Origin of the sequence: Marinobacter subterrani (genome assembly GCF_001045555.1) — a bacterium.
GTDB lineage: Bacteria > Pseudomonadota > Gammaproteobacteria > Pseudomonadales > Oleiphilaceae > Marinobacter > Marinobacter subterrani.
In genome coordinates, this window is record NZ_LFBU01000001.1 from 1,075,413 (window position 1) to 1,099,565 (window position 24,153).

Consider the following 24,153-nt stretch of genomic DNA (forward strand, 5'->3'; position numbering starts at 1 on the left):
AGTTCCCCCGGGCGGACCCGCACGCCCCGCCAATTGGAGTTCCGACGCAAGCATGAGACAATGCCCGGCCTTCAACTTACTGATGCCCAACCGACAAGACGAGACATGACCGCCAAACTGATCAACGGAAAAGAAACTGCCGCCAAAGTAAGACAGCAGGTCGCCGCCGGCGTCGAAGCCCGCAGGCAGCAAGGACTTCGCGCCCCGGGACTGGCCGTAGTGCTGGTGGGGAATGATCCCGCCTCCCATGTGTATGTAGGCAACAAACGCAAGGCCTGTGACGAGGCCGGTATCCTCTCACTGTCGTACGACCTGCCAGAGGACACCTCCCAGGAAGCACTGGAAGCATTGATCGATGAACTGAACGAAAACCCGGCAGTGGACGGCATCCTGGTACAACTGCCCCTGCCCGACCAACTGGATGCCGACCCCATACTGGTCAAGATCCGGCCAGACAAGGATGTAGACGGCTTTCACCCGTACAACATCGGCAGGCTGATGCAGCGCAAACCCACCCTACGCCCCTGCACACCCGCAGGCATTATCACCCTGCTCGACAGCATCGGTACGCCCTACAAAGGCCAGCATGCGGTGATTGTCGGCGCCTCCAACATCGTCGGCCGCCCCATGAGCATGGAACTGCTCCTGAAAGGCGCCACCATCACCGTTTGCCACCGATTCACGCCGAATCTTGAGAAGTTTGTAGGCGAAGCAGACATTCTGGTGGCCGCTGTTGGCAAGCCGGGCCTGATCAAGGGGAATTGGGTAAAACCGGGGGCTACCGTGATTGATGTCGGCATCAACAGGATGGAGGACGGCAAGCTGCATGGTGATGTCGATTTCGCAGCCGCTTCTGAGCGCGCCGCCTACATCACGCCTGTTCCGGGCGGTGTGGGTCCGATGACCATCGCCACCCTGCTGCAGAATACCCTGTACGCCGCTGATGTCCTGCACAAGGACTGAGCTCAAGTGTTGGATTACGGCTTCGCCTAATCCAACCTGCGAGAGAGTGCAGGTATTCAAGTAGGTCGGATTAGGCGAAGCCGTAATCCGACAAGCCATAAAAAACCCCGCCGCGGCGGGGTTTTTTGTTGTCAGAGCTTACTGACCATACTTCGCTTTCGCCTTCAGGCGATAGGCGTGCAGCAGCGGCTCGGTATAGCCGTTTGGCTGCTCGCGGCCCTTGAGAACCAGGTCCAGTGCAGCCTGGAAAGCTACACTGTCATCAAAGTTCCCGGCCATGGCGCGGTAGGCAGAATCACCGGCGTTCTGCTTGTCGACCACAGCCGCCATGCGCTTCATGGTTTCCATGATCTGTTCTTCGGAACAGATACCGTGGTGCAGCCAGTTGGCCAGCAACTGGGAAGCGATCCGCAGGGTAGCGCGGTCTTCCATCAGGCCCACATCGTTGATGTCCGGCACCTTGGAGCAGCCAACGCCCTGGTCGATCCAGCGCACAACATAGCCGAGGATCCCCTGGGCATTGTTGTCCAGTTCCTGCTGGATATCCGCAGCGCTCAGGGAGGCAGGATCGTCCATCACCGGCACCGTCAGGATGTCTTCCAGGGCGGCACGGGTGCGGCTTTCCAGCTGCTTCTGAACGTCTGCCACATTTACCTGGTGGTAGTGAGTGGCATGAAGGGTGGCGGCCGTGGGAGACGGAACCCACGCGGTGTTGGCGCCCGCCTTCGGATGACCGATCTTGGCTTCCAGCATGCCGGCCATCAGGTCCGGCATGGCCCACATGCCCTTGCCAATCTGGGCAACGCCACGGAAGCCGGTTTCCAGGCCGATGTCCACGTTCCACTGCTCGTAGGCATTAATCCAGGTGGCCTGCTTCATCGCACCTTTGCGAATAAACGGCCCCAGTTCCATGGAGGTATGAATCTCGTCACCGGTGCGATCCAGGAAGCCGGTATTAATAAACACGGCGCGCTCTTTCGCGGCGTGGATACAGGCTTTCAGGTTAACTGTGGTGCGACGCTCCTCGTCCATGATGCCGACCTTCAGACTGAAGCGCGGCAGGCTGAGCGCATCTTCAACGCGACCGAAGAATTCATTGGTGAACGCCACCTCTTCCGGACCGTGCATCTTCGGCTTCACAATGTACATGGAGCCCTTGGTGCTGTTCTGGAACTTGCCGTTGCCTTTCATATCGTGAATGGCAATCAGCGAGGTGATCAGACCATCCATCAGCCCTTCCGGCACTTCCTTGCCGTCTTTCAACAGGATGGCCGGATTGGTCATCAGGTGGCCGACGTTACGGATAAACATCAGGCTGCGGCCTTTCAGGCTCAGCTCACTGCCATCCGGCGCCGTATAGGTACGATCCGGGTTCATCTTGCGGGTCAGTTGCTCGCCACCCTTTTCGAAAGTTTCCTGAAGATCGCCCTTCATCAGGCCCAGCCAGTTGCGGTAGGCCAGTGCCTTGTCGTCGGCATCCACGGCGGCAACCGAGTCTTCACAGTCCATGATGGTGGTCAGGGCCGACTCCATCAGTACGTCTTTGACGTGGGCATCGTCGCTCTTGCCGATCGGGTGGCTGGCGTCAATCTGGATCTCGAAGTGCATGCCGTTCTTCACCAGCAGAACGCCCGTGGGCGCATCGGCAGCACCGGTGTAACCCACAAATCCGGCTTCGTCTTTCAGGCCGGTGGTGTCGCCGTTCTGCAGCTTGACCACCAGCTTGCCACCTTCCACCTGATACTTGGCGGCGTCTTTGTGGCTGCCCGCGGAGAGCGGGGCGGAGCTGTCCAGCAGGTTACGGGCCCACTCGATTACCCTGGCGCCGCGTACCGGGTTATAACCGCGACCCTTTTCGGCACCATCTTCTTCAGAGATGGCATCGGTGCCATACAGGGCATCATACAGGCTGCCCCAGCGAGCGTTCGCCGCGTTCAGGGCAAAGCGGGCATTCATGATCGGAACCACCAGCTGCGGGCCAGCCATGGTTGCCACTTCCGGATCAACATTGGAGGTAGAGATCTTGAACCCGGAAGGCTCGTCCACCAGGTAACCGATGTCTTTCAGGAAAGACTTGTACTCGGCCATGTCGAGCTTCTGGCCCTTGTGGTCCCGGTTCCACCTGTCCATTTTTTCCTGGATCGCGTCACGCTTGGCCAGAAGCTCGCGGTTTCGCGGTGCCAGCTCGTTCACGATCTTGTCGAATTCTGCCCAGAACTTGTCGGCGTCAACGCCGGTGCCCGGGATGGCTTCGTTGTTTACGAAGTCATACAGATTCTTTGCGACCTGAATGCCGCCGACTTGTACGCGCTCTGTCATCGTTGTCTGCCTCAATGGGTTACGTTTCCCGACTCCCCCTTCGCCTTTGGTCACGAGAGGGCATTCTAATTTGTGCGCCGCATTGTAAGGGAAAATCCTTACAAGTTCATTCCTGCACACGCAAAACTGGTCTGACCAACCGCTATTACCCGGAAATTCAGGCTCTCCGCCAGCTCGTTCCCTCGCGGGCGTCGTCCAGAATAATCCCCTTCTCCGCGAGATGGTCGCGTATCCGGTCAGCCTCGGCAAAATCCTTCGCCTTGCGGGCGTCGGTCCGGGCCTGAATCATGGCTTCAATGTCGCCGGCGCGGAGCTCACCACCGGTGTCCGCCTGGAAGAACGCCTCGGGATCCTGCTGCAGCAGGCCAAGCACGCCGCCGAGCCTTACCAGCACCGCCGCACTGCGTTTGGCATCCTCTTCCCTGCCGTCCCGACGGTGCTGATTGATCTCGTTGGCAACCGCATGCAGGACCGCAATTGCGCCCGCGGTGTTGAAGTCATCGTCCATCGCCTCGGCAAACCGCTGATCGTGCCCGGACTCGGGCACATCCGCCGCCTTGGCAGGCACAATCCCGCGCAGGGCGTGGTAAAGCCGGGTAAGCGTGCGACCAGCCTCTGCCAGGTTTTCCTCGGAATAATCCACCTGGCTGCGGTAATGGCTGGAGACCAGGAAGTAACGAACCACTTCAGCCGGATACGTTTCCATGATCTCCCGGATGGTAAAGAAATTGCCCAGGGATTTGGACATCTTCTCCTTGTTCACCCGGATCGCACCCGCGTGCATCCAGGTGTGCACAAAGGTGTGGCCGGTGGCGCATTCAGACTGGGCAATCTCGTTCTCATGGTGCGGGAACAGCAGGTCCGGACCACCGCCGTGGATATCGAAGGTATCGCCCAGGCAGGAGGTAGACATGGCGGAACACTCGATGTGCCAGCCGGGGCGACCATCGCCCCAGGGCGAAGGCCAACTGACCTCACCTGCTTTCGCTGCTTTCCAAAGCGCAAAATCCGCCGGGCTGCGCTTGGCTTCCTGAACATCCACCCTCGCGCCCGCCAGCAGATCTTCCAGCTTTTTCTTGCTGAGCTTGCCGTAGCCATCGAAGGAATCAACGGCAAAGTAGACATCGCCGCTATCCACGGCGTAGGCGTGGCCACCGGAAATCAGCTTGTGGATCATGGCGATGATTTCGTCGATAAACGCGGTCGCCCGGGGCTCGTCGTCCGGTGACAGCACGCCCAGCCGGGCCTCGTCCTCGTGCATGGCCTGGATCATGCGGCCGGTGAGCTCACGGTAGGGCTCCCCGTTTTCATCCGCCCGGCGCAGAATCTTGTCGTCGATATCGGTGATATTGCGAACGTAACGCACCTCGTAGCCGCGCTGGCGCAGGTAGCGGGTGACCACATCAAAGGCCACCAGCACCCGGGCGTGGCCCAGGTGGCAATAGTCATACACGGTCATGCCGCAGACATAGATCCGGACCTTGCCCGGCTCGATCGGCCGGAACTCTTCCTTCTGCTGGCTGAGAGTGTTGTAGATGCGAATCACTTGCCCCCCTTACCCCAGGAATCCCTGAGCGTGACGGTGCGATTGAACACCGGCCGGCCGGCGCTGGCGGTGTGCTCCTGATCGCAGAAGAAGTAACCTTCCCGCTCGAACTGGTACGGCAGATCGGTGCGGGGCTCGGCCAGACTCTTCTCGACCCGCGCGCCCCGGAGAACCACCAGTGACTCCGGGTTCAGGTGGTCCATCAGGTCGCCTTCCTTGTCGCTGTCCGGTGATTCGTGGTTGAACAGGCGGTCGTACAGATTAATGTCTGCCTCCACACTATCGGTGGCCGAAACCCAGTGGATAACGCCGTTGGGCTTGTAGCCCTCCGGGTTCACACCCAGGGTGTCGGGATCGTACTCGCACTTGAGCTCGACGATCTCGCCACTGGCGTCACGAACCACTTCCCGGCAGGTCATCACGTAGCCGCCCCGCAGGCGCACGGCCTGGTCGGGCGCCAGGCGCTTCCACTTGCGCGGCGGCTCCACTTCGAAGTCCTCGCGATCAATATACAGGGTCTGGGTCCAGGGCACTTCCCGCTCGCCCATTTCGGGGTTTTGCGGGTGCACCGGCAGGGCCAGGGTCTCGTTCTGGTCCGCCGGGTAGTTGGTCAGCGTTACCTTCAGCGGGCGCATCACGCACATGGCACGCGGCGCCCGGTTGTTCAGGTCTTCCCGGATAGCGTGCTCCAGCATGCCGACATCGACGGTGCCCCCGGCCTTGTTCACGCCGATCATGTCGCAGAAGGTACGGACGGATTCCGGCGTGTAACCGCGGCGGCGCATCCCGGAAATGGTCGGCATGCGGGGGTCATTCCAGCCATCAACCACCGCTTCATCCACCAGGCGCTTGAGTTTGCGCTTCGAAGTGATGGTGTAGTTCAGGTTCAGCCTTGCAAATTCGATCTGACGCGGGTGGCACGGGCCGGAGATATTATCCAGCACCCAGTCATACAGCGGCCGGTGATCCTCGAATTCCAGGGTGCACAGGGAGTGGGTGATTCCCTCCATGGCGTCGGAAATCGGATGGGTGAAGTCGTACATCGGGTAGATGCACCATTTATTGCCGGTCTGGTGGTGCTCGGCGTAACGGATGCGGTAGAGGATCGGGTCCCGCAGGTTGATGTTCGGGGAGGCCATATCGATCTTGGCCCGCAAGACCAGCTCGCCATTCTGGAACTTGCCATCACGCATGTCGCGGAACAACCGAAGGCTCTCCGCCACCGGCCGGTCCCGGTAGGGACTGTTCCTGCCCGGCTCTTTCAGGCTGCCCCGGTACTCCGCCATCTCGTCGGCGGTCAGGGCGCACACGTAGGCCTTGTCACGGGTAATCAGCTCTTCGGCAAACTCATACAGGGCGCCAAAGTAATCCGAGGCGTACCTCACCTCTCCGGCCCACTCGTAACCAAGCCATTCCACATCCTGCTTGATGGCGTCAATGTACTCCTGATTTTCCTTCTCCGGATTGGTGTCGTCAAACCGCAGGTTACAGTCACCGGAAAAGGTTTCGGCGATGCCAAAGTTCAGGCAGATCGATTTGGCGTGGCCAATGTGCAGATAGCCATTGGGCTCGGGCGGGAAACGGGTCACCACCTTGCCGGTGTGTTCGCCCTTGGCGATGGCGTCTTCGATCAGGCTCTGGATAAAGTTGTGGGCTTTCTTCGACTCGGCGCTCATACAATCTCTGTTAAAAGGGGAGTGATTCTTAAACCGCGTATTATACTCACAAATCCTTCCCGGACTCATGCATAGCGGGAAAGTCTTGAGTACAATGGGCCTCTGACATACCTAACCTTTCTGAACAGGAAACCCTGATGATTCTGCTGACAACCAACCACGGTGATATCAAGCTCGAACTGGACTACGACAAGGCTCCGGAAACCGCCAAAAACTTTGAGCAGTACGTTCGCGACGGGTTTTACGATGGCCTGATTTTTCACCGTGTGATCAGCAACTTCATGATTCAGGGCGGCGGTTTCGAGCCGGGAATGACTCCGCGTAAAACCCGCGAGTCCATCCAGAATGAAGCCGACAATGGCCTGAGCAACATGCAGGGCACCATCGCCATGGCCCGCACCATGGACCCGCATTCCGCCACGGCCCAGTTCTTCATCAACGTCGAGAATAACGGCTTCCTGGATCACACCGCGAAGAATGCCGAAGGCTGGGGCTACTGTGTGTTCGGCAAAGTGGTTGACGGCATGGATACGGTCAACGCGATTCGCGCCGTTCGCACCACCATGCGCGCGGGGCATCAGGATGTTCCGGCGGATGATGTGGTTATCGAGAAGGCCGAGGTTCTGGAGGACGCGTGACCACGCTGTTTATTTCAGACCTTCACCTCGAGGAATCACGCCCGGACATAACCAGGGCGTTTCTGTCCTTCCTGGATGAGAAAGCCGCCGGGGCAGAACAGCTCTATATCCTCGGCGACTTCTTCGAGGCCTGGATCGGGGACGACGAGCGCACCCAGTTGCAGGAACAGGTTGCTGCTGCCCTGCGCAAGCTGAGCGACCGCGGCACCGGGATTTTCCTGATGCATGGCAACCGGGATTTCCTGATCGGCGAAGATTTCTGCAATCGCGCCGGTGCAACCCTGCTGGACGACCCAACCGTGGTCGACCTCTACGGCACGCCTACCTTGCTGATGCACGGGGACAGCCTGTGCACGGCCGATGTGGAGTACCAGAAGTTCCGGGCCAACATGCGCAACCCGCAATGGCAGCAGATGATTCTCCAGCGCCCCCTGGAAGACCGCCAGCAGATGGCCCGGCAGCTTCGGGAAATCAGCATGGCCAAAAACCAGGGCAAGGAAGAGTTCATCATGGACGTAACCCCCGAGGAGGTCGTCCGGGAAATGGAAGCCCACGGTGTTCAGCGAATGATCCATGGGCATACCCATCGCCCGGCGGAGCATGAACTGACCGCAAACGGTCAGCCGGCGAAGCGGATTGTCCTGGGCGACTGGGCCGAAAACGTCTGGTGGCTTGAGGTAACGTCAGATACGCCCCCTGCTCTGCACAAATACCCGCTTTGATACAGACAGGCCGGGCAGTTGCCCGACCTGTCGACTCTCAGTTGTGCAGAATCTGCTGCAGGAATTTCTGGGTTCGGGGCTCCCTGGGGTTGGAGAAAAACTCCTGGGGCGGCGCTTCCTCCACGATCTCGCCCCCATCCATGAAGATCACCCGGTCCGCCACGGTTTTGGCAAAGCCCATTTCGTGGGTGACACAGATCATCGTCATGCCACTTTTCGCCAACTCGACCATGACGTCGAGCACTTCCTTGATCATTTCCGGGTCCAGAGCCGAAGTGGGCTCATCAAACAGCATGATCTTCGGCTTCATGCACAGAGCGCGGGCAATGGCCACCCGCTGTTGCTGGCCACCCGATAACTGACCCGGGTATTTGTTGGCCTGATCGGGGATCTTTACCCGCTCGAGATACTCCATGGCCGTGGCCTCTGCTTCCTTGCGCGGAATCTTGCGGACCCAGATCGGTGACAGACAGCAGTTCTCCAGCACCGTTAGATGCGGAAACAGGTTGAAATGCTGGAACACCATGCCAACCTCACGACGCACCGTGTCAATCTGGCGCACGTCATCGGTCAACTCCACATCATCCACCACGATCTTGCCCTGCTGGTGCTCCTCAAGGCGGTTTATACAGCGAATAAAGGTGGATTTGCCGGAGCCGGACGGGCCGCAGATAACGATCCGCTCGCCCTGCTTTACGGTCAGATTCAGGTCCTTCAGCACGTGAAAGTCGCCGTACCATTTGTGCATGCCCTCGACACGGATAATGTCGATTTTGGGCTCACGCCGGCTTTCGGCGGTTTGCTGGTTGTCTGGTGTTTGGGTGGTTTCTGTCATTGGCTTACCCATCATGATTTATGCCCCGTATCGAGTTTGCGTTCCAGGTTCTGGCTGTAGCGGGAAATGCCAAAACAGAACACCCAGAAACAGAAGGCAACGAAGACATACCCCTCCACGGCCACGTTCTGCCAGGCGGGGTCGGTTATGGTTGACTGAACCGTGCCAAGGAGGTCAAACAGGCCGATGATCAGCACCAGCGTGGTGTCCTTGAACAGGGCAATGAAGGTGTTAACAATGCCGGGAATGACCATTTTCAGGGCCTGCGGCAGGATGATCAGGCCGGTTTTTTTCCAGTACCCGAGCCCCAGCGCATCCGCCGCTTCGTACTGCCCGCGCGGAATGGCCTGCAAGCCGCCCCGGATCACTTCCGCCATGTAGGCCGACTGCCAGAGCGTGATGCCGATCAACGCCCGCAGCAGCTTTTCGAAGTTCATGCCTTCCGGCAGGAACAGCGGCAGCATTACCGAGGCCATGAACAACACCGTTATCAGCGGTACCGCCCGCCAGACCTCAATAAACACGATACAGAGGCCCCGAATGATCGGCATCTCCGAACGCCGCCCCAGGGCCAGCAGAATCCCGATGGGCAGGGACGCGATAATGCCGATGTAGGCAATGATCAGCGTCAGCATCAGCCCGCCCCATTTGGCGCTGTCTACGGCCTCAAGGCCAAAACTGCCGCCCGGGATCAGGAAATAGCCTATTACGGGTAGCCCGGTCATCCCGAAAATGCCCAGCCACTTCCGGCCCGGGAAATTCTCGATGAACTGCGGCACGAACGATAGCGCCAGCAGGGCGAACATGACATCGACACGCCACTGCAGCTCGTTGGGATAAAATCCGTAGATAAAGAAATTCAGACGCTGGTTGATGAACAGCCAGCAGGCCCCGGCGCCGGTGCAGTCACCGGGCTCGCTGCCCTTGAAATCCGCCTCGAGGAACAGCCAGTTCAGAACTGGCCCCACGCTGGTGACCAGCAGGTAACCCACAACCAGGGTCAGCAGGGTGTTATACCAGCTGGAAAACAGGTGCATCCGCATCCAGGCGACCGGGCCCAGCAGCTTTTTCGGTGGTTTCATTACAGATTCAGCCATCATCGCTCCTTAATCGCCACGGCCCGGTTATAGATATTCATAAACAGGGAGATGAGCAGACTGATTGTCAGATACACGGCCATCGTAATGGCCACAACCTCAACGGCCTGACCGGTCTGGTTCAGGGTCGTCCCCATGAAGACAGCCACCAGATCAGGGTAGCCAATCGCCGTCGCTAGTGAGGAGTTTTTGACCAGGTTCAGGTACTGGCTGGTGAGCGGAGGAATGATGACCCGCATGGCCTGGGGAATGACTACCAGGCGCAGAGTAAGACTGTTGGGCAGGCCCAGCGCCTTGGAGGCCTCTGTCTGGCCCTTGCTCACCGAAAGAATACCCGAACGGACAATCTCCGCGATGAAACTTGCGGTGTAGAGCGACAGGGCAATCCACAAGGCCGCAAGCTCGGGAATGATGGTAATGCCACCGCCGAAATTGAACCCTTTCAGGGCCGGAATGTCCCAGGTCAGCGGTTGCCCCGCCACCAGGTATGCCAGTAACGGCAAAAGCACCAGAGCTGACAGACCCACTTTGAACGTCGGGAAAATCTGCCCGGTCGCCAGCTGACGTTTATTGGCCCAGAGGCGGAGCGCCACCACCGCAACGATGGCAACAACCAACACACCCCAGACCAGGCCAAAGCCTTCCTGGGTCACCGGCTCGGGAAGGTACAGACCCCGGTTATTCAGGAACATCGCGCCGCCTACATCAACACTCTGACGGGGCGATGGCAGATTACTCAGCACCGCGAAGTACCAGAAGAAGATTTGCAGCAACAGCGGAATGTTGCGGATCACTTCAATGTAAACAAGGGCGACTTTGGCCACCAACCAGTTACTGGACAGGCGGGCAACCCCGAGAATGAACCCCAGAATGGTGGCAGCAACGATGCCCATCGCGGACACCAGCAAGGTATTGGTAAGCCCCACCAGGAAAGTCCGCCCATACGACATGGTGGCATCGTAGGGAATCAGGCTCATGATGATGCCGAAGCCGGCGGTTTCATCAAGAAACCCGAAACCGGTGCTGATGCCCCGGCTTTCCATGTTGGACAAGGTATTCTCGATCAGGGTCCAGCCGGCCCAGAAGACCAGGGACAGAGTGACGATCTGAAAGAAAATGGAGCGAATACGAGGGTCGTACCAGGGCTTGGGGCCCGCAGGTCTCGAATCAATGGTTTGTTTTTTCATGCATTTTCCCGAAAAGCTTCCGTGCGGTTAAACACATCACAGATGGACTGGAGGCCCGGCCGAACTGAGCTGGCCTCCAGTGTGCTCTCAGGATTTACCGAACCGGCGGGGCGTACATGATGCCGCCATCGGTCCAGAGTGCGTTGAGCCCGCGCTCCAGATCCAGCGGGGTGCCCGGGCCTACGTTACGGTTATACATCTCGCCATAGTTACCGACCTGCTTGACGATCTTGTAGCCGAAGTCTGCCGGCAGGCCCAGCTTGGCGCCCATATCCCCGTCGGTACCCAGCAGACGCTTGACGTTCGGGTTGTCGGATTTCAGCATGTCATCGACATTTTCCATGGTTATGCCGAGTTCTTCGGCGTTGATCTGGGTAAACAGAACCCACTTCACGATGTTGAACCACTCGTCATCCCCCTGACGCACCACGGGGCCAAGCGGCTCTTTGGAGATGGTGTTCGGCAGGATCTTCGCCGCCGACGGGTCTGCAAGTTTCGACTTCAGCGCCGCAAGCTGGGAGCGATCCGAGGTGAGAACGTCGCAGCGGCCGGCCGCGAAGCCCTGCACAGTCTGCTCGGAGGTATCGAAAACGATGGGACGGAATTCCATGCCCTTGGCCCTGAAGTAATCCGCCAGGTTCAGCTCCGTGGTGGTGCCCGCCTGGATGCACACGGTGGCCCCGTCAAGCTGCGTGGCATCGTCTACGCCGAGGTTCTTTTTCACCAGGAAGCCCTGGCCATCGTAGTAATTGACCCCGGTGAAGTTCAGGCCGAGCGAGGCGTCACGGGTCAGGGTCCAGGTGGTGTTCCGGGACAACATGTCGATTTCACCGGACTGCAGCGCTGTGAAACGCTCCTTGGCAGTCAGCGGGGTGAATTGCACAGCCTTGGCATCGCCAAATACGGCGGCAGCCACGGCCCGACAGGTATCCACATCAATGCCTGTCCAGTTGCCATTTTCATCAGGCTGTGAAAAGCCGGGGAGACCACTGGTAACACCGCACTGCAGGTGCCCCTTATCCTTGACTGCCTCAAGCGTGGTGGCCGCGTTGGCCGTTGATGCGGTAAACGCGCCCAGAATCAGGGCAGCGCCGATGGCAATCGACTTGGCTTTGTTCATTATATTTTCTCCGAAGTTCCGTTGATTAGACGTGCAACGGTTCTCAGCAATTTATAAGCCAGAGAACTTAACGCATTGATTTATTGTGTTTATTTTCTTGCGAGCCATTCCCTTCAACACACTTCGGCCACACCACTGTGCAGACCGTGCCTCAATTCGGCGCACGGGGAGACTGTCGGTCGGTAGGAAGGTGTTTTCCTGAACGCTCAGTTACAAGATAGAACAAAGATCAGGATTTGAAGTAGTTTTATGAAGAAAATGTTGTTTCCGGGGGTTCAGCGTAGGTCTCGAGCCGCTTCAGCCAGCCTGGCAGCCAGCGTTCCCGCTCAATCGGGTTGTCAGCGTTGTGCGCTCGCCGGGCCAGCACTCGCCCGGCCGCTTCGCGAAAGTTCGCCAGCGCGGTTTTGCCCGCGCGCGCCCTCATCTCAAGCAACACCTGCAAAAGTCCCCATCCCTCACCCTTGTATCGCTCGGTGGTCGAGAGACCCTCGCCCTTGAAATTCACGTAATCCATCACCGCGTAAACTCCACCAGGCGTCTTGCTTAAGGCCTCGAGTCGACCGACTACCTCACCTTTTCGTCCGGGCGGCGCAGCCTCAATCACCCGCTCCAAGGAGTTTCTGGCGCGGTGAAAGATAAATTCGGCCTGGATTCCCCGGGTGGAAGCCAGGAATTCCCGCAACTCCGCAACCCTTGACGAATCCCCGGCCGTCATAAAGGACTGCCTGTCCGGCCAGGGCGCGTCAAAGGGTTCAAGGCGCTGCAACCAGCCGGGAATGGGAACCCGCCGCTGCCTCATATAATCGATCAGGGCCGGGAAGCTCTCCACGAATCGCCCGTCCACCCCTTCGGGATACCAGATGAAATGGCCTATCCCCAGAGACGGAAAGGCCTCGCCCGTATTCCAGTGAACCAGGCATTCAAATCGGCCCGCGCATTCGTTTCGGAAGATCTGCCGCCCCACCCAGTCCAGTTGGGCAGGCGTAAGCGTCAGGGTTATGTTTCGAGTCGCCGAGCCCGAGTGCTGGACAGCCGGGTCCCCGACGACGCGAGCCTGAGCATTGTTATCGGAATCACAGCCGACGAGAGTCAGCACGCTGGCAAGGACAATCACTGCCAGACACTGAAAGACCATTACTAATTTCACGCCACCCGATGCTCAGAAAGTTTTGATCTGATTTCATCAGGGATCGGCAGGGCTTTTTCTGTCTCGTAGTCAAAATGAATCAATACCGCCACGCCACGGGCAATCTGTTTGCCGTTCTGCCAGGCCTCCTGGATTACATGGAAGGAGCTGTTGCCGATCTTGCCAATCCCGGTTCGGATCTCCACCGGCATGTGCCAGTAGCTCTGCGCCAACAGATCAATTTCCAGCCGGGCGATGATCAGCGGCCAGGTCTCGACTTCAAGGGTCGGATGAAAAATACGAAATACCGGCGTTCTGGCCTGCTCGAACCAGACCGGCAGACTGGTGTTACTGATGTGCCCGAGGGCATCGGTATCGCTGAAACGTGGTTCCAGTTCGAGATGAAACATCGTGACTTCCCTATTTCCAAAACCCGCTACTATACACCGATGGTGGGCCCGGTAGCTCTACCGTCTGCACGATTGCACCGGTGGGACACAGACAAAAAACCGGAGCATCCCGCTCCGGTTTTTCAAAGGCTGGGTAAGAGGGCTTTGAACGATAATCTGCCCAACTTACTGTTCGACAAAGGCCCGTTCAATAACATAGTGCCCCATCTCGCCACCGCGAGCCTCCTTGAAACCCATGTGGTTCAGGATAGCGCAGGTGTCCTTGAGCATGCTCGGGCTACCGCAGATCATGAAGCGATCGTTTTCCAGATCAAATTCCGGCAGGCCCAGGTCACGGGTAATCTTTCCGGTTTCCATCGCGTCGGTCAGGCGCCCCTTATTGCGGAATTCCTCCCGGGTAACGGTGGGGTAATACTCCAGCTTGCCCTTCACCATCTCTCCGAAATACTCGTTCTCCGGCAGCTCCTCGATTTCCTGCTGGTAAGCCAGCTCCGACACGTAACGCACACCGTGGGTCAGGATAACCTTGTCGAACGCCTCATAGACTTCCGGATCCTTGATGATACTCATGAACGGGGCAAGCCCCGTGCCCGTGCTGATCAGCCACAGGTTCTTGCCCGGCAGCAGGTTATCGAGAATCAGGGTACCGGTGGGCTTGCGGCTCACCAGGATTTCGTCGCCCACCTGAATTTTCTGCAGACGGGAGGTCAGCGGGCCGTCCTGCACCTTTATCGAGAAGAACTCCAGTTCTTCCTCATAATTGGCACTGGCGATACTGTAGGCGCGCATCAATGGCTTGCCATCGGTTTCCAGGCCAATCATGACAAAATGGCCGTTCTTGAACCGAAACCCCGGATCGCGGCTTGTAGTAAAGCTGAACAGGGTATCGTTCCAGTGATGGACGCTGGTCACTTTCTCTTTGATCAGGTTGCTCATGTAAACCTCTTGCCTGTTCGATACGCTTTTTACGGCGAATGTTTCAAATTTGGATTGCGAACAGTATAACCCGGCACTAACCTATCGGGAAAATGGGATATTTTCATAACCTTATTCGGGCGAATCGATTTAGAGCGAACTCATATGAAATACAGTTTCCGCCAACTGGAAGTTTTCCTGGCCGCGGCCCATTTCCAGAACATCACTCGCGCCGCCGAGTCTCTTTCCATGTCACAGTCTGCCGCCAGCAGTGCACTCAAAGAGCTGGAAAACCAGTTTGACATCCAGCTGTTTGACCGGGTTGGCAAGCGCCTTCAGCTCAATGAACTCGGGCGCTTGTACCGGCCCAAAGTCGAGGCCGTCCTGGCCCAGGCGAAAGAGCTGGAGCAGGCGTTCAGCAAACACACTGAAGTGGGCGCGCTGAAAGTCGGCGCCACCCTCACTATCGGTAACTATCTGGCCGTGGGGGTTATGGCCCAATACATGAATACCCCTACCCGGCCGCGGGTCTCTCTGGAGGTTGCCAATACGAGTACCATTGCCAGGCGAGTCAAGGATTTTGAACTCGATATCGGGCTGATCGAGGGTGAACTTCAGTCGCCGGACCTGGACGTCATTCCCTGGCGGGGCGACGCCCTGGTGGTTTTCTGCTCGCCCAGCCACCCTCTGGCCAGCAAACCGTCACTGACCGACGACGACCTTCGCAACGCCACCTGGATCATGCGTGAACCGGGTTCTGGTACGCGCCAGAGTTTTGAAAGGGGCATGCACGGGCTATTGCCGGATCTGAATGTATTGCTGGAACTGGAGCACACGGAAGCCATCAAGCGCGCGGTGGAAGCCGATCTTGGCATAGGCTGCCTGTCGGAAGTGGTTCTGGCTGACGCGTTCAGGCGGGGAAGCCTGGTCCCGCTCACGGTGCCGGAGCATCGGCAGTTTGATCGGCAGTTCTACTTCATCCTGCACAAACAGAAATACCGCAGTGCAGGGATTGATGCCTGGATCGAGCTGTGCCGGAAGCTTGGTTAAAAGGCGTGAACTGGGGGTCAGATGAACGCCTTCATCTGACCCCGCCGTCGCCACCCCGTCTTCGCCAGGGCAGCTTCAGATTACCGGCCCACTGTGAAACCGGAACTCGCTGTCCGGCGTTTCAATCAACTCGCGCTCAATGGCCAGAAACTCCCCCACCCGCTCATCCACTGGCGCGCCGTTAGCCTGCACTGCCAGCTTCAGATAGTCCTGATAATGGCGCGCCTCGGATTTCAGCAGGCTGGCGTAGAAGTCTTCCAGCTTGTCATCCAGAAGTGGTGCCAGCGCCGCAAACCGCTCGCAGGAGCGGGCCTCGATAATGGCGCCGACGATCAGAACATCGACCAGACGCCCCGGATCGTCCGAGCGGACTTCCTTTCTCAAACCGGCGGCATAACGAGCCGGTGTCAGGTGGCAATACTCCACCCCCCGTTTATTCATGATCGCCAGCACCTGTTCAAAATGCCGGAGCTCCTCGCGGGCCAGCCGGGACATTCTGTTCAGCAACTCGGAATTGTCGACATAGCGGTACATCAGGCTCAGGGCGGTTGATGCCGCTTTTTTCTCACAGTGGGCGTGGTCGATGAGCATCAAATCCTGGTTAGCCAGGGCATTCTCGAGCCACTGCCGGGGAGTCGGGCAAGGCAGAAAGTCGTGAATCTCTTGCAGGGCGTCGTTCATGGCATTGATTCGGTGGTGGGTTGGCGGCCCGGAAGTATAACCGATCTAACAGATTGCTCCGACCACTGTCCAACTTAACTTTATAAGGGGTTTCCTATAGAATGCAGCGCCAGATTAAGGAGTCTCTGAATAAACCCTGAAACCCCATCGGTGATTTGAGGCATTATTCAGAGGCTCCTGCGGCCTTTCCGCCAAAATCCTCCCGCCAGGCATGAAGCCGGGCGCGGGACATTCCAACTGATGAGGGTCCATATCGTGTTAGAAGCCTACCGTGAACACGTTGCCGAACGTGAAGCCCTGGGTATTCCTCCCAAGCCCCTGAATGCCGAGCAGACTGCCGCTCTGGTCGAGCTGCTGAAGAATCCGCCTGCCGGTGAGGAAGAAACTCTGGTCTACCTCCTGGAAAACCGCGTTCCGCCGGGTGTCGACGAAGCCGCTTACGTAAAAGCTGCATTCCTGTCCGCCATTGTTAAAGGCGAAGCCGCGTCTCCGCTGATCGATAAAAAGAAAGCTGTTCAGCTGCTGGGCATGATGCAGGGTGGCTACAACATCGCGACCCTCGTTGACCTTCTGGATGACAGCGAACTGGCTAAGCTGGCCGGCGAGGAACTCAAGCACACCCTGCTGATGTTCGACGCCTTCAACGACGTCAAAGAAAAGATGGACGCCGGTAACGCGGTGGCCAGATCTGTGGTGGAATCCTGGGCCAATGCCGAGTGGTTCACCAACAAGAAGAAGGTGCCGGAAAGCACCAAAATGGTGGTGTTCAAGGTCACCGGCGAAACCAACACCGACGACCTGTCGCCGGCCCCGGATGCATGGTCACGCCCGGACATCCCGCTGCACGCCCGCGCTGCCTATAAAATGGAACGCGACGGCCTGAAGCCGGAAGAGCCCGGCGTAACCGGCCCGATGAGCCAGATCGACGAAATCAAAGCCAAAGGCCTGCCCGTTGCGTTCGTGGGTGACGTTGTTGGTACCGGCTCCTCGCGGAAATCTGCCACCAACTCCGTTCTGTGGTTCTTCGGTGAAGACATCCCCGGTGTGCCTAACAAGCGTGCCGGCGGTGTCTGTATCGGCAACAAGGTTGCCCCGATTTTCTTCAACACCATGGAAGACGCCGGCGCCCTGGTATTCGAAGCGCCGGTCGACAACATGAACATGGGCGACGTGATCGAAATCCGCCCATACGAAGGCAAGATCCTGAACGAAGCCGGCGAAACCATCTCCGAGTTCAGCTTCAAGTCTGACGTGATCCTGGATGAAGTTCAGGCGGGTGGCCGTATTCCGCTGATCATCGGCCGTGGCCTGACCGCCAAGGCCCGCACCGCGCTGGGCCTGGGCGCGACCGACCTGTTCCGCCTGCCGAAAGACCCCGAAGCCGGCACCAAGGGCTTCACCCTGGGCCAGAAGATGGTGGGCAAGGCCTGCGGTCTGGAAGAAGGCAAGGGCGTGCGTCCGGGCACCTACTGCGAACCGCACATGACAACTGTCGGTTCCCAGGATACTACCGGCCCGATGACCCGCGACGAACTGAAAGACCTGGCATGCCTGGGCTTCCAGGCTGACCTGGTGATGCAGTCTTTCTGTCACACCGCTGCCTATCCGAAGCCGGTTGACGTGGAAATGCAGCATACCATGCCGGACTTCATCCGTACCCGCGGCGGTGTTTCCCTGCGCCCGGGCGACGGCATCATCCATTCCTGGCTGAACCGCATGCTGCTGCCGGATACCGTGGGCACCGGCGGTGACTCCCACACCCGTTTCCCCATGGGCATCTCCTTCCCGGCCGGCTCCGGCCTGGTCGCCTTCGCCGCAGCCACCGGCGTTATGCCGCTGGATATGCCGGAATCGGTCCTGGTTCGCTTCAAGGGCGAAATGCAGCCGGGTATCACCCTGCGTGATCTGGTACACGCCATTCCGCTGTATGGCATCAAACAGGGCCTGCTGACCGTTGAGAAGAAAGGCAAGATCAACGAATTCTCCGGCCGCATCCTGGAAATCGAAGGCCTGGAGCACCTGACCGTCGAGCAGGCGTTCGAGCTCTCTGACGCGTCCGCCGAGCGCTCCGCAGCCGGCTGTACCATCAACCTGTCTGAAGAGTCCGTGGCCGAGTACCTGCGCTCCAACATCACCATGCTGCGCTGGATGATCGCTGAAGGTTACGGCGACCCCCGCACCCTGGAGCGTCGTGCCCAGCAGATGGAAGAGTGGATTGCCGATCCCAAGCTGATGCGTGCCGACAAGGACGCGGAATACTCGCACGTAGTGGAAATCGATCTGGCCGAAATCAAAGAGCCGATCGTATGCTGCCCGAACGACCCGGACGATGCCCGCACCCTGTCCGAAGTGGCCGGCGACAAGGTCGACGAAGTGTTCATCGGCTCCTGCATGACCAACATCGGTCACTTCCGCGCCGCGGGTAAACTGCTGGCACAGAACAAGGAACCCCTGAAGACCCGCCTGTGGATGTCTCCGCCCACCAAGATGGACCAGGCCCAGCTGATGGAAGAAGGTTACTTCAACATCTACGGCACCGCCGGTGTGCGCACCGAAATGCCGGGCTGCTCCCTGTGCATGGGTAACCAGGCCCGTGTAGCTGCCAAGAGCACCGTGCTGTCCACCTCCACCCGGAACTTCCCGAACCGCCTGGGCGATGGTGCCAATGTGTACCTGACCTCTGCGGAACTGGCTGCAGTGGGCGCGGTACTGGGCAAACTCCCCTCCGCCGAGGAATACATGGAGTACGCCAAGGACCTCAACAGCATGTCAAAAGAGATCTACAAGTATCTCAACTTCGACCAGATGGAGAACTACACCAAGAAGGCCTCTGAGGCGAACGTTGCCTAAGCGCTACCTCTTGAGGTAATCACCATTGAAAACGCCAGCCTTCGGGCTGGCGTTTTTTTTGCACATTGCCCGACTCAGCGCTCGAGAAGAATTTTCCCCACAGCGAGCCCCGACTCAATACGGCGATGCGCCTCGCCAATCTGGCGGAAAGCGTACCGGTGCTCATCCAGCAACGGGCGCACGCTGCCCTGCTCCAGCATGTCGCTCAGCGCCGCCATCAGCCGGGGCTGGTCATCCATGCCAATGCCGTGCAGAAGCGGAATGGAGCGGAAGATAACATGCAAGGTGAGACCTTTAGCGTGCATGGCTGTCAGGTCGTGGGTAGAGCGGGTGTTAATGGAACACAGGCGCCCGCTAATGGCCGTCGCCTCGATCGACCGATCAACATTTTCCCGGCCCACGGTGTCGAACACCAGGCTGAAACCCCGTCCCTCGGTGAGTCTTTGACTGTAATCCTTTACCGACTCTTCCCGGTAAAAAATGGTATCGTCGGCCCCCAGACGGCGTGCCAGCTCTGCCTTGTCTTCCGTTGATACGGTTGTCGCGACACGGGCGCCCATCGCCTTCGCAATCTGAATGGCAACATGGCCCACGCCACCGGTTCCGGCATGAATCAGCACATGCTCGCCGGACTGAATGCCGGCCCGGTCCACCAGGGCGGTCCACGCGGTCAGGAACACCAGGGGCAACGCAGCGCATTCCGCCAGTGGCAACGACATGGCCGGCGTTCGCCTGACCAGTAGCCGGACATCGGCAATCATGTAATCGGCCAGCGCGCCCTGCCAGCCACGAACACCACCGGCGCAGCCAAACACCTCATCCCCTGCCGCCAGGGACGTGACGCCCGGGCCGACCTTGTCCACCACACCGGCAACGTCGCCGTTGAGGATGGCGGGCATCGCTGGCCCGGTTTTCACAAGGCCGGAGCGGATTTTGGTTTCTATCGGGTTCACACTGGAAGCAATAACGCGAATCCGGACCTGGCCCGCGGCCGGCTCGGGTGTCGGCATCTCCCTCTCCACGAAAACCTCAGGGCCGCCAAACTCTTCAATAACCATGGCTTTCATGTGTAACCTCCAGCCGCCAATTAATAAAGGATGAGCCTTACCAGAATCGCCGCCACCATCACGAGGGTGATCCACTTGACCCACTGGGCCCCTTTGTTACTGAGGTTGACGCGAACCGCGATAAACGCACCGGTAATATTGCCGAGTGCCAGCGTCAGCCCCATGCCCCAACGTACCTGGTCACTGATGGCAAATATCAGCAAGGCCGGCAGCGTGTAAAGCAGAACGATAGACACCTTGAACACGTTCACCTGGCGCAGATCGATTCGCAACATGCGATACAGAACCACCAGGAACAGGGCACCGACGCCGACCTGAATAAAGCCGCCGTAGACGCCGATCAGGAACATGGCCAGATAGATAACCGGGCCCAGCCGGTCCGTCGTCAGAGGACGGGTGTCCAGCTTGGGCTGGGGCAGCAGCATGAACACTGACGCACCAATCATGGCAACCACGAGAACAAACTCGAAGATGGCGTCATTCACCCAGGTCGCTACCCAGGCCCCCAGGAGGGAGCCCAGCACCGCCGGCACGGCCAGGTGAAGACTGACCACGAGGTTGCCATGCCCCATCCGGTGGAAGGATCCCACGGCGGTTATGCTCTGCAGGGTGATGGCGACCCGGTTGGTGCCGTTCGCCACCTGCGGCGGCAATCCGAGGAACATCAGCAGCGGCAGTGTCAGCATGGAACCGCCGGCTGACAGGACATTGATAAAGCCCGCCAATCCGCCCAGGGCAAGCAGGGCTGCTACTTCGATCAGTGACATCTTGCAGCTTCCTTTAAGCCGGCGCGGCCGTCCTGGACGCCCTGCCCCTGCGGCTGCTCCAGACCAGTACCGCCAGGAAAATCACCAGGCCTGCAGTGTCCAGCAAAAGCTGGCCATGGGGCCAGAGCATCAAGGCGCCAACCGGGAAGATCAGGATACGGACCAACAGAGGCAGCTTGTGCTCGAGGAAGCCTTCCATTCCGGCGATGATGGCATAGATGCCAAACAGCGCGAAAAAGGACACCCGCAGCATTTCGGTGAAGTCTCCGGTAATCAGGGGCGAATAGGCAAAAAGCAATGGAATGATGTAGAGGCCCTTGGCCAGCTTCCAGGCGGTAAACCCGGTACGCATCTGCGGAGTCCCGGCAATCGCTGCGGCGGCGAAGGCCGTCAGGCACACTGGCGGTGTGACGTTGGAATCCTGCGACAGCCAGAAAATGATCATGTGTGCCGCTACCAGAATCATCGACAACGCGGCCGGAGAGAGCGCCTGCTCAAGCAGCTGGGTATTGAAGGTATCCGGCACAACCGCCAGCAGCTGCTGGGCCGTGGCCAGATCCATCGGCGCGTTGAGCAAGGCCATCCTGTCCGGGGCAGCAAGCATGAATATGGCTTTGGCCTGATCCGGCAGGTTGCCGCTCACCAGGAGGTCCAGTAACTGCTCCTGCGCAATCAGGGTGTAGATTGCCGGTGCCGACAGGGTCGCCAGAACGATATACGCCGCTGTCACCGGCAGGCCCATGCCAAGAATCAGCGACGCCAGCGCCACCAGCACGATGGTAATGATGAGGCTGCCACCGGCCCAGCTGGTAATCATCAGCGAGAAGGTATTTCCGATACCAGTGGTTGAAACCACCATAACAATCAGGCCCACGGTGATCAGAAGAATTGCCGTGGTGGTTATATTTCTCGCGCCCATCGCCAGGGCATCCAGTATGTCCCGGAAGCTCATGGGATGCCTCGACAGCCAGGACGCGACAATAACCGAAAGAATGGCGATGCCGGCCGCGTAGGTGGGCGTATAGCCATAGATGAGTGCCGCAACCAGAACGGCCAGAGGCAGCAGAAAATGCCAGCCGCCTTTCATGACCTCCTTCAGGGAGGGCGCCTCTTCGTCATCAAGCTGGACCGCATGGCTGCGTTTGGCTTCAATCCGGACAAACATGGCCACCGAGATGAAATACAGCAAGGCAGGTAATGCCGCCACGCCGATGATGGTCAGGTAAGACACCTGGGTGTAGGACGCCATGATAAACGCCCCTGCCCCCATCACCGGTGGCATCAGCTGGCCGCCGGTAGAGGCAGCAGCCTCAACGCCGGCGGCAAAACGTGCCGGGAAACCAGCCTTGCGCATCAGGGGAATGGTAATAACACCGGTGGACACGGTATTAGCCACACTGGAGCCGGAGACCGAGCCCATGAGACCCGATGCGAACACAGCGACGAAGCCGGGGCCGCCGACAAACCGGCCGGCAGCACAGCGCGCCAGTTCGATAATAAAATCGCCCGCTCCGGACTTCACCAGAAAGGCGCCAAACAGAATGAACATGAACACATAGGTCCACGAAATCCGGGCAATCGAACCGAGCATGCCCTGGCCGCCAATATAGGAGCGGAACAGCACGGTTTCCCAGCTCAGGCCGGGAAAGTTGAAGATGCCATCAATATACTGCCCCCACCAGGCCACATAGGTCAGGGCGATCACACACAACACCGGAATGAACCAGCCCACCGTGCGCCGGGCGAATTCCAGTACGAGCACCACTGCGGCAATGGAGACAACCCAGTCTGCCGTGCTGAAATTGACGCCACGCTGGTACAAATCGTCCTCGAAGAGAATCAGATAGAAGGCGCAGGCCAGTGCCATCAGCCCGAGAATAATATCCACGCCCAGGACCACACGCTGGCCAGAGGCAGTTCTGGCCTTTCGCATTGGCGTGGTGAGCGTACAGATCAGGCCAAAAAGGCCAAAATGTAACGCCGAAGTCCACAGCTCAGAGAGCGTGGACAGGGTGTTGAAGTACAGATGTATCAACGCAGCGCCAACCGCGAGCCAGAAAATCACCGGCCCGATCAGCCGGTGATCCAGTCGCTCAGCCGCCTCGCTGGCACTTTCGTCGCGAACCTCTACCGGAGGTTCGCTGGTTGCTCCCTGGGCCATGATTACTTCGCAATCAGGCGATCAGGAATGGTCAGCCCCTGTTCCCGGTAAAACCTTACGGCGCCCGGATGCAGCGGCATCGGCAGACCGGCGATAGCCTTTTCCAGTGCCATCGCCTTGGTAGCCGGATGGATATTGTTCAGGAACGGCAGGTTCTCGTAGATGGTTTTGGTAATCTGGTAAACGTCTTCCTCGGGAACATCCGCACGCACAGCCAGGATGTTGGGCTGGGCAATCGTTTCAATGGGCTCCTCCTGGCTGGGATAGGTACCCGCCGGAATCGTATAGGGCGTCCAAAGTTCAAAATCACTGTTCACCTGAGCCAACTGGTCAGCGGTGAAGTTCAGAGTAGTGATCTCGTCGCCCACGTTGGCATAGGCCCGGGTAACCGCAGAAGCTGGCACGCCCGCCGGAATGTTCATGCCTTCGATGTTGCCATTCTGCAGGGCGTCTGCACTGGGACCGTAGCCGAGGTAGGCCAGATCAATCTTGTCCAGATCGACCCCAAGCTTGCCCAGAATAAAACGGCCGGAGCCCTCGGTGCCGGAATTGCGCCTCCCGATAGAGAAGCTCTCGCCATAGAGGTTGGTCATGTCGGCGATGGTGCCTGTTTTCGCAAGTTCCTTGGACACCACGAAGTGCTCAACGTTCTGCCAGAGCATGGAAACCGAACGAAGGTTCTTGTATGGCTTGGGCACCGGGCCGGTCCCGTTCCATGCATAGGCACCGTACAACCCCTGGAGAATACCGAACTGAATCTGGTCTTCATCCATCAGCTTGAGATTCTCACCGGAACCGGCGGAACTGATGGCCGACACCGAGATATTGGTCTTCGGTTCAAGCTTGACCTTGATAAGCGTGGAAATTGCAACGCCCACCGGGTAATAGGTGCCGCCAGTGGTGGCGGTACCCATCACATAGTTTCCTTCGGCCTGCACTCCCGAGGAAAAGGAAAAGATGGTCGCGGCCAATACACCCACGGTGGATTTCAGGAATTGTTTGCGGTTCATAAAGCGTTGTCCT

20 protein-coding genes are annotated in these 24,153 nt (G+C 58.6%); 5 read left to right on the plus strand and 15 right to left on the minus strand.

All coding sequences use genetic code 11. From position 1 onward, the window contains the following. Positions 1–105: 105 nt before the first annotated feature. Entirely contained in the window at positions 106–963 is an 858-nt protein-coding gene (folD, locus tag msub_RS04960) for a bifunctional methylenetetrahydrofolate dehydrogenase/methenyltetrahydrofolate cyclohydrolase FolD (RefSeq protein WP_048494987.1), read from the plus strand. A 138-nt stretch (positions 964–1,101) separates the two neighbouring features. Here the strand turns inward: folD and msub_RS04965 are convergent, their stop codons facing one another. From msub_RS04965 to msub_RS04975, 3 genes are all read right to left on the minus strand, one after another. Continuing rightward, complete coding sequence (locus tag msub_RS04965) at positions 1,102–3,282, minus strand: malate synthase G (protein ID WP_048494988.1); 2,181 nt, start codon at positions 3,280–3,282, stop codon at positions 1,102–1,104. A gap of 157 nt (positions 3,283–3,439) precedes the next feature. Continuing rightward, complete coding sequence (gene cysS / locus msub_RS04970; RefSeq protein WP_048494989.1) at positions 3,440–4,828, minus strand: cysteine--tRNA ligase; 1,389 nt, start codon at positions 4,826–4,828, stop codon at positions 3,440–3,442. Then, entirely contained in the window at positions 4,825–6,504 is a 1,680-nt protein-coding gene (locus tag msub_RS04975) for a glutamine--tRNA ligase/YqeY domain fusion protein (protein WP_048494990.1), read from the minus strand. Before msub_RS04975 ends, cysS begins: the two co-directional genes overlap by 4 nt. Positions 6,505–6,641: 137 nt before the next feature. Between msub_RS04975 and msub_RS04980 the strand changes: the two genes are divergently transcribed. Together msub_RS04980 and lpxH are read left to right on the plus strand one after the other, a co-directional pair. Next, entirely contained in the window at positions 6,642–7,142 is a 501-nt protein-coding gene (locus msub_RS04980; RefSeq protein WP_048494991.1) for a peptidylprolyl isomerase, read from the plus strand. Further along, complete coding sequence (gene lpxH / locus msub_RS04985; RefSeq protein ID WP_048494992.1) at positions 7,139–7,864, plus strand: UDP-2,3-diacylglucosamine diphosphatase; 726 nt, start codon at positions 7,139–7,141, stop codon at positions 7,862–7,864. The genes msub_RS04980 and lpxH overlap by 4 nt, the downstream gene beginning before the upstream one ends. A gap of 37 nt (positions 7,865–7,901) precedes the next feature. On the opposite strand, the gene msub_RS04990 is transcribed toward lpxH, so the two are convergent. From msub_RS04990 to msub_RS05020, 7 genes are all read right to left on the minus strand, one after another. Continuing rightward, positions 7,902–8,612: an amino acid ABC transporter ATP-binding protein gene (locus msub_RS04990; protein ID WP_156182802.1), complete on the minus strand. Its 711-nt coding sequence runs from the start codon at positions 8,610–8,612 to the stop codon at positions 7,902–7,904. 98 nt (positions 8,613–8,710) lie between these two features. After that, on the minus strand, positions 8,711–9,796 hold the full coding sequence (locus tag msub_RS04995; protein WP_156182724.1) for an amino acid ABC transporter permease: 1,086 nt from the start codon (positions 9,794–9,796) through the stop codon (positions 8,711–8,713). Beyond that, on the minus strand, positions 9,796–10,983 hold the full coding sequence (locus msub_RS05000; protein WP_048494994.1) for an amino acid ABC transporter permease: 1,188 nt from the start codon (positions 10,981–10,983) through the stop codon (positions 9,796–9,798). Before msub_RS05000 ends, msub_RS04995 begins: the two co-directional genes overlap by 1 nt. A gap of 94 nt (positions 10,984–11,077) precedes the next feature. Next, positions 11,078–12,103 (minus strand): amino acid ABC transporter substrate-binding protein, encoded by a 1,026-nt coding sequence (locus msub_RS05005; RefSeq protein ID WP_048494995.1) that lies wholly within the window; start codon positions 12,101–12,103, stop codon positions 11,078–11,080. A 247-nt stretch (positions 12,104–12,350) separates the two neighbouring features. Next, a complete protein-coding gene (locus msub_RS05010) occupies positions 12,351–13,238 on the minus strand; it encodes a hypothetical protein (protein ID WP_048494996.1) in 888 nt (295 codons plus the stop codon). 8 nt (positions 13,239–13,246) lie between these two features. Further along, a complete protein-coding gene (locus msub_RS05015) occupies positions 13,247–13,639 on the minus strand; it encodes an acyl-CoA thioesterase (protein WP_048494997.1) in 393 nt (130 codons plus the stop codon). Positions 13,640–13,804: 165 nt separating this feature from the next. Then, a complete protein-coding gene (locus msub_RS05020; protein ID WP_048494998.1) occupies positions 13,805–14,575 on the minus strand; it encodes a ferredoxin--NADP reductase in 771 nt (256 codons plus the stop codon). A gap of 144 nt (positions 14,576–14,719) precedes the next feature. Between msub_RS05020 and msub_RS05025 the strand changes: the two genes are divergently transcribed. Then, a complete protein-coding gene (locus msub_RS05025) occupies positions 14,720–15,604 on the plus strand; it encodes a LysR substrate-binding domain-containing protein (protein WP_048494999.1) in 885 nt (294 codons plus the stop codon). A gap of 75 nt (positions 15,605–15,679) precedes the next feature. On the opposite strand, the gene miaE is transcribed toward msub_RS05025, so the two are convergent. Next, the gene (miaE, locus tag msub_RS05030) at positions 15,680–16,285 is read right to left on the minus strand and encodes a tRNA-(ms[2]io[6]A)-hydroxylase (protein WP_048495000.1); all 606 of its coding nucleotides are present in this window, start codon (positions 16,283–16,285) and stop codon (positions 15,680–15,682) included. Positions 16,286–16,540: 255 nt separating this feature from the next. Between miaE and msub_RS05035 the strand changes: the two genes are divergently transcribed. Further along, positions 16,541–19,135 (plus strand): bifunctional aconitate hydratase 2/2-methylisocitrate dehydratase, encoded by a 2,595-nt coding sequence (locus msub_RS05035; protein ID WP_048496980.1) that lies wholly within the window; start codon positions 16,541–16,543, stop codon positions 19,133–19,135. A gap of 74 nt (positions 19,136–19,209) precedes the next feature. On the opposite strand, the gene msub_RS05040 is transcribed toward msub_RS05035, so the two are convergent. The 4 genes from msub_RS05040 to msub_RS05055 are packed head-to-tail and all read right to left on the minus strand — an operon-like array spanning position 19,210 to position 24,140. Continuing rightward, positions 19,210–20,202: a zinc-dependent alcohol dehydrogenase family protein gene (locus msub_RS05040; RefSeq protein ID WP_048495001.1), complete on the minus strand. Its 993-nt coding sequence runs from the start codon at positions 20,200–20,202 to the stop codon at positions 19,210–19,212. 20 nt (positions 20,203–20,222) lie between these two features. Further along, positions 20,223–20,969 (minus strand): sulfite exporter TauE/SafE family protein, encoded by a 747-nt coding sequence (locus tag msub_RS05045; RefSeq protein ID WP_048495002.1) that lies wholly within the window; start codon positions 20,967–20,969, stop codon positions 20,223–20,225. A gap of 13 nt (positions 20,970–20,982) precedes the next feature. Next, a complete protein-coding gene (locus msub_RS05050) occupies positions 20,983–23,130 on the minus strand; it encodes a TRAP transporter permease (protein ID WP_048495003.1) in 2,148 nt (715 codons plus the stop codon). Positions 23,131–23,132: 2 nt separating this feature from the next. Continuing rightward, on the minus strand, positions 23,133–24,140 hold the full coding sequence (locus tag msub_RS05055) for a TAXI family TRAP transporter solute-binding subunit (protein ID WP_048495004.1): 1,008 nt from the start codon (positions 24,138–24,140) through the stop codon (positions 23,133–23,135). Positions 24,141–24,153 lie beyond the last annotated feature (13 nt).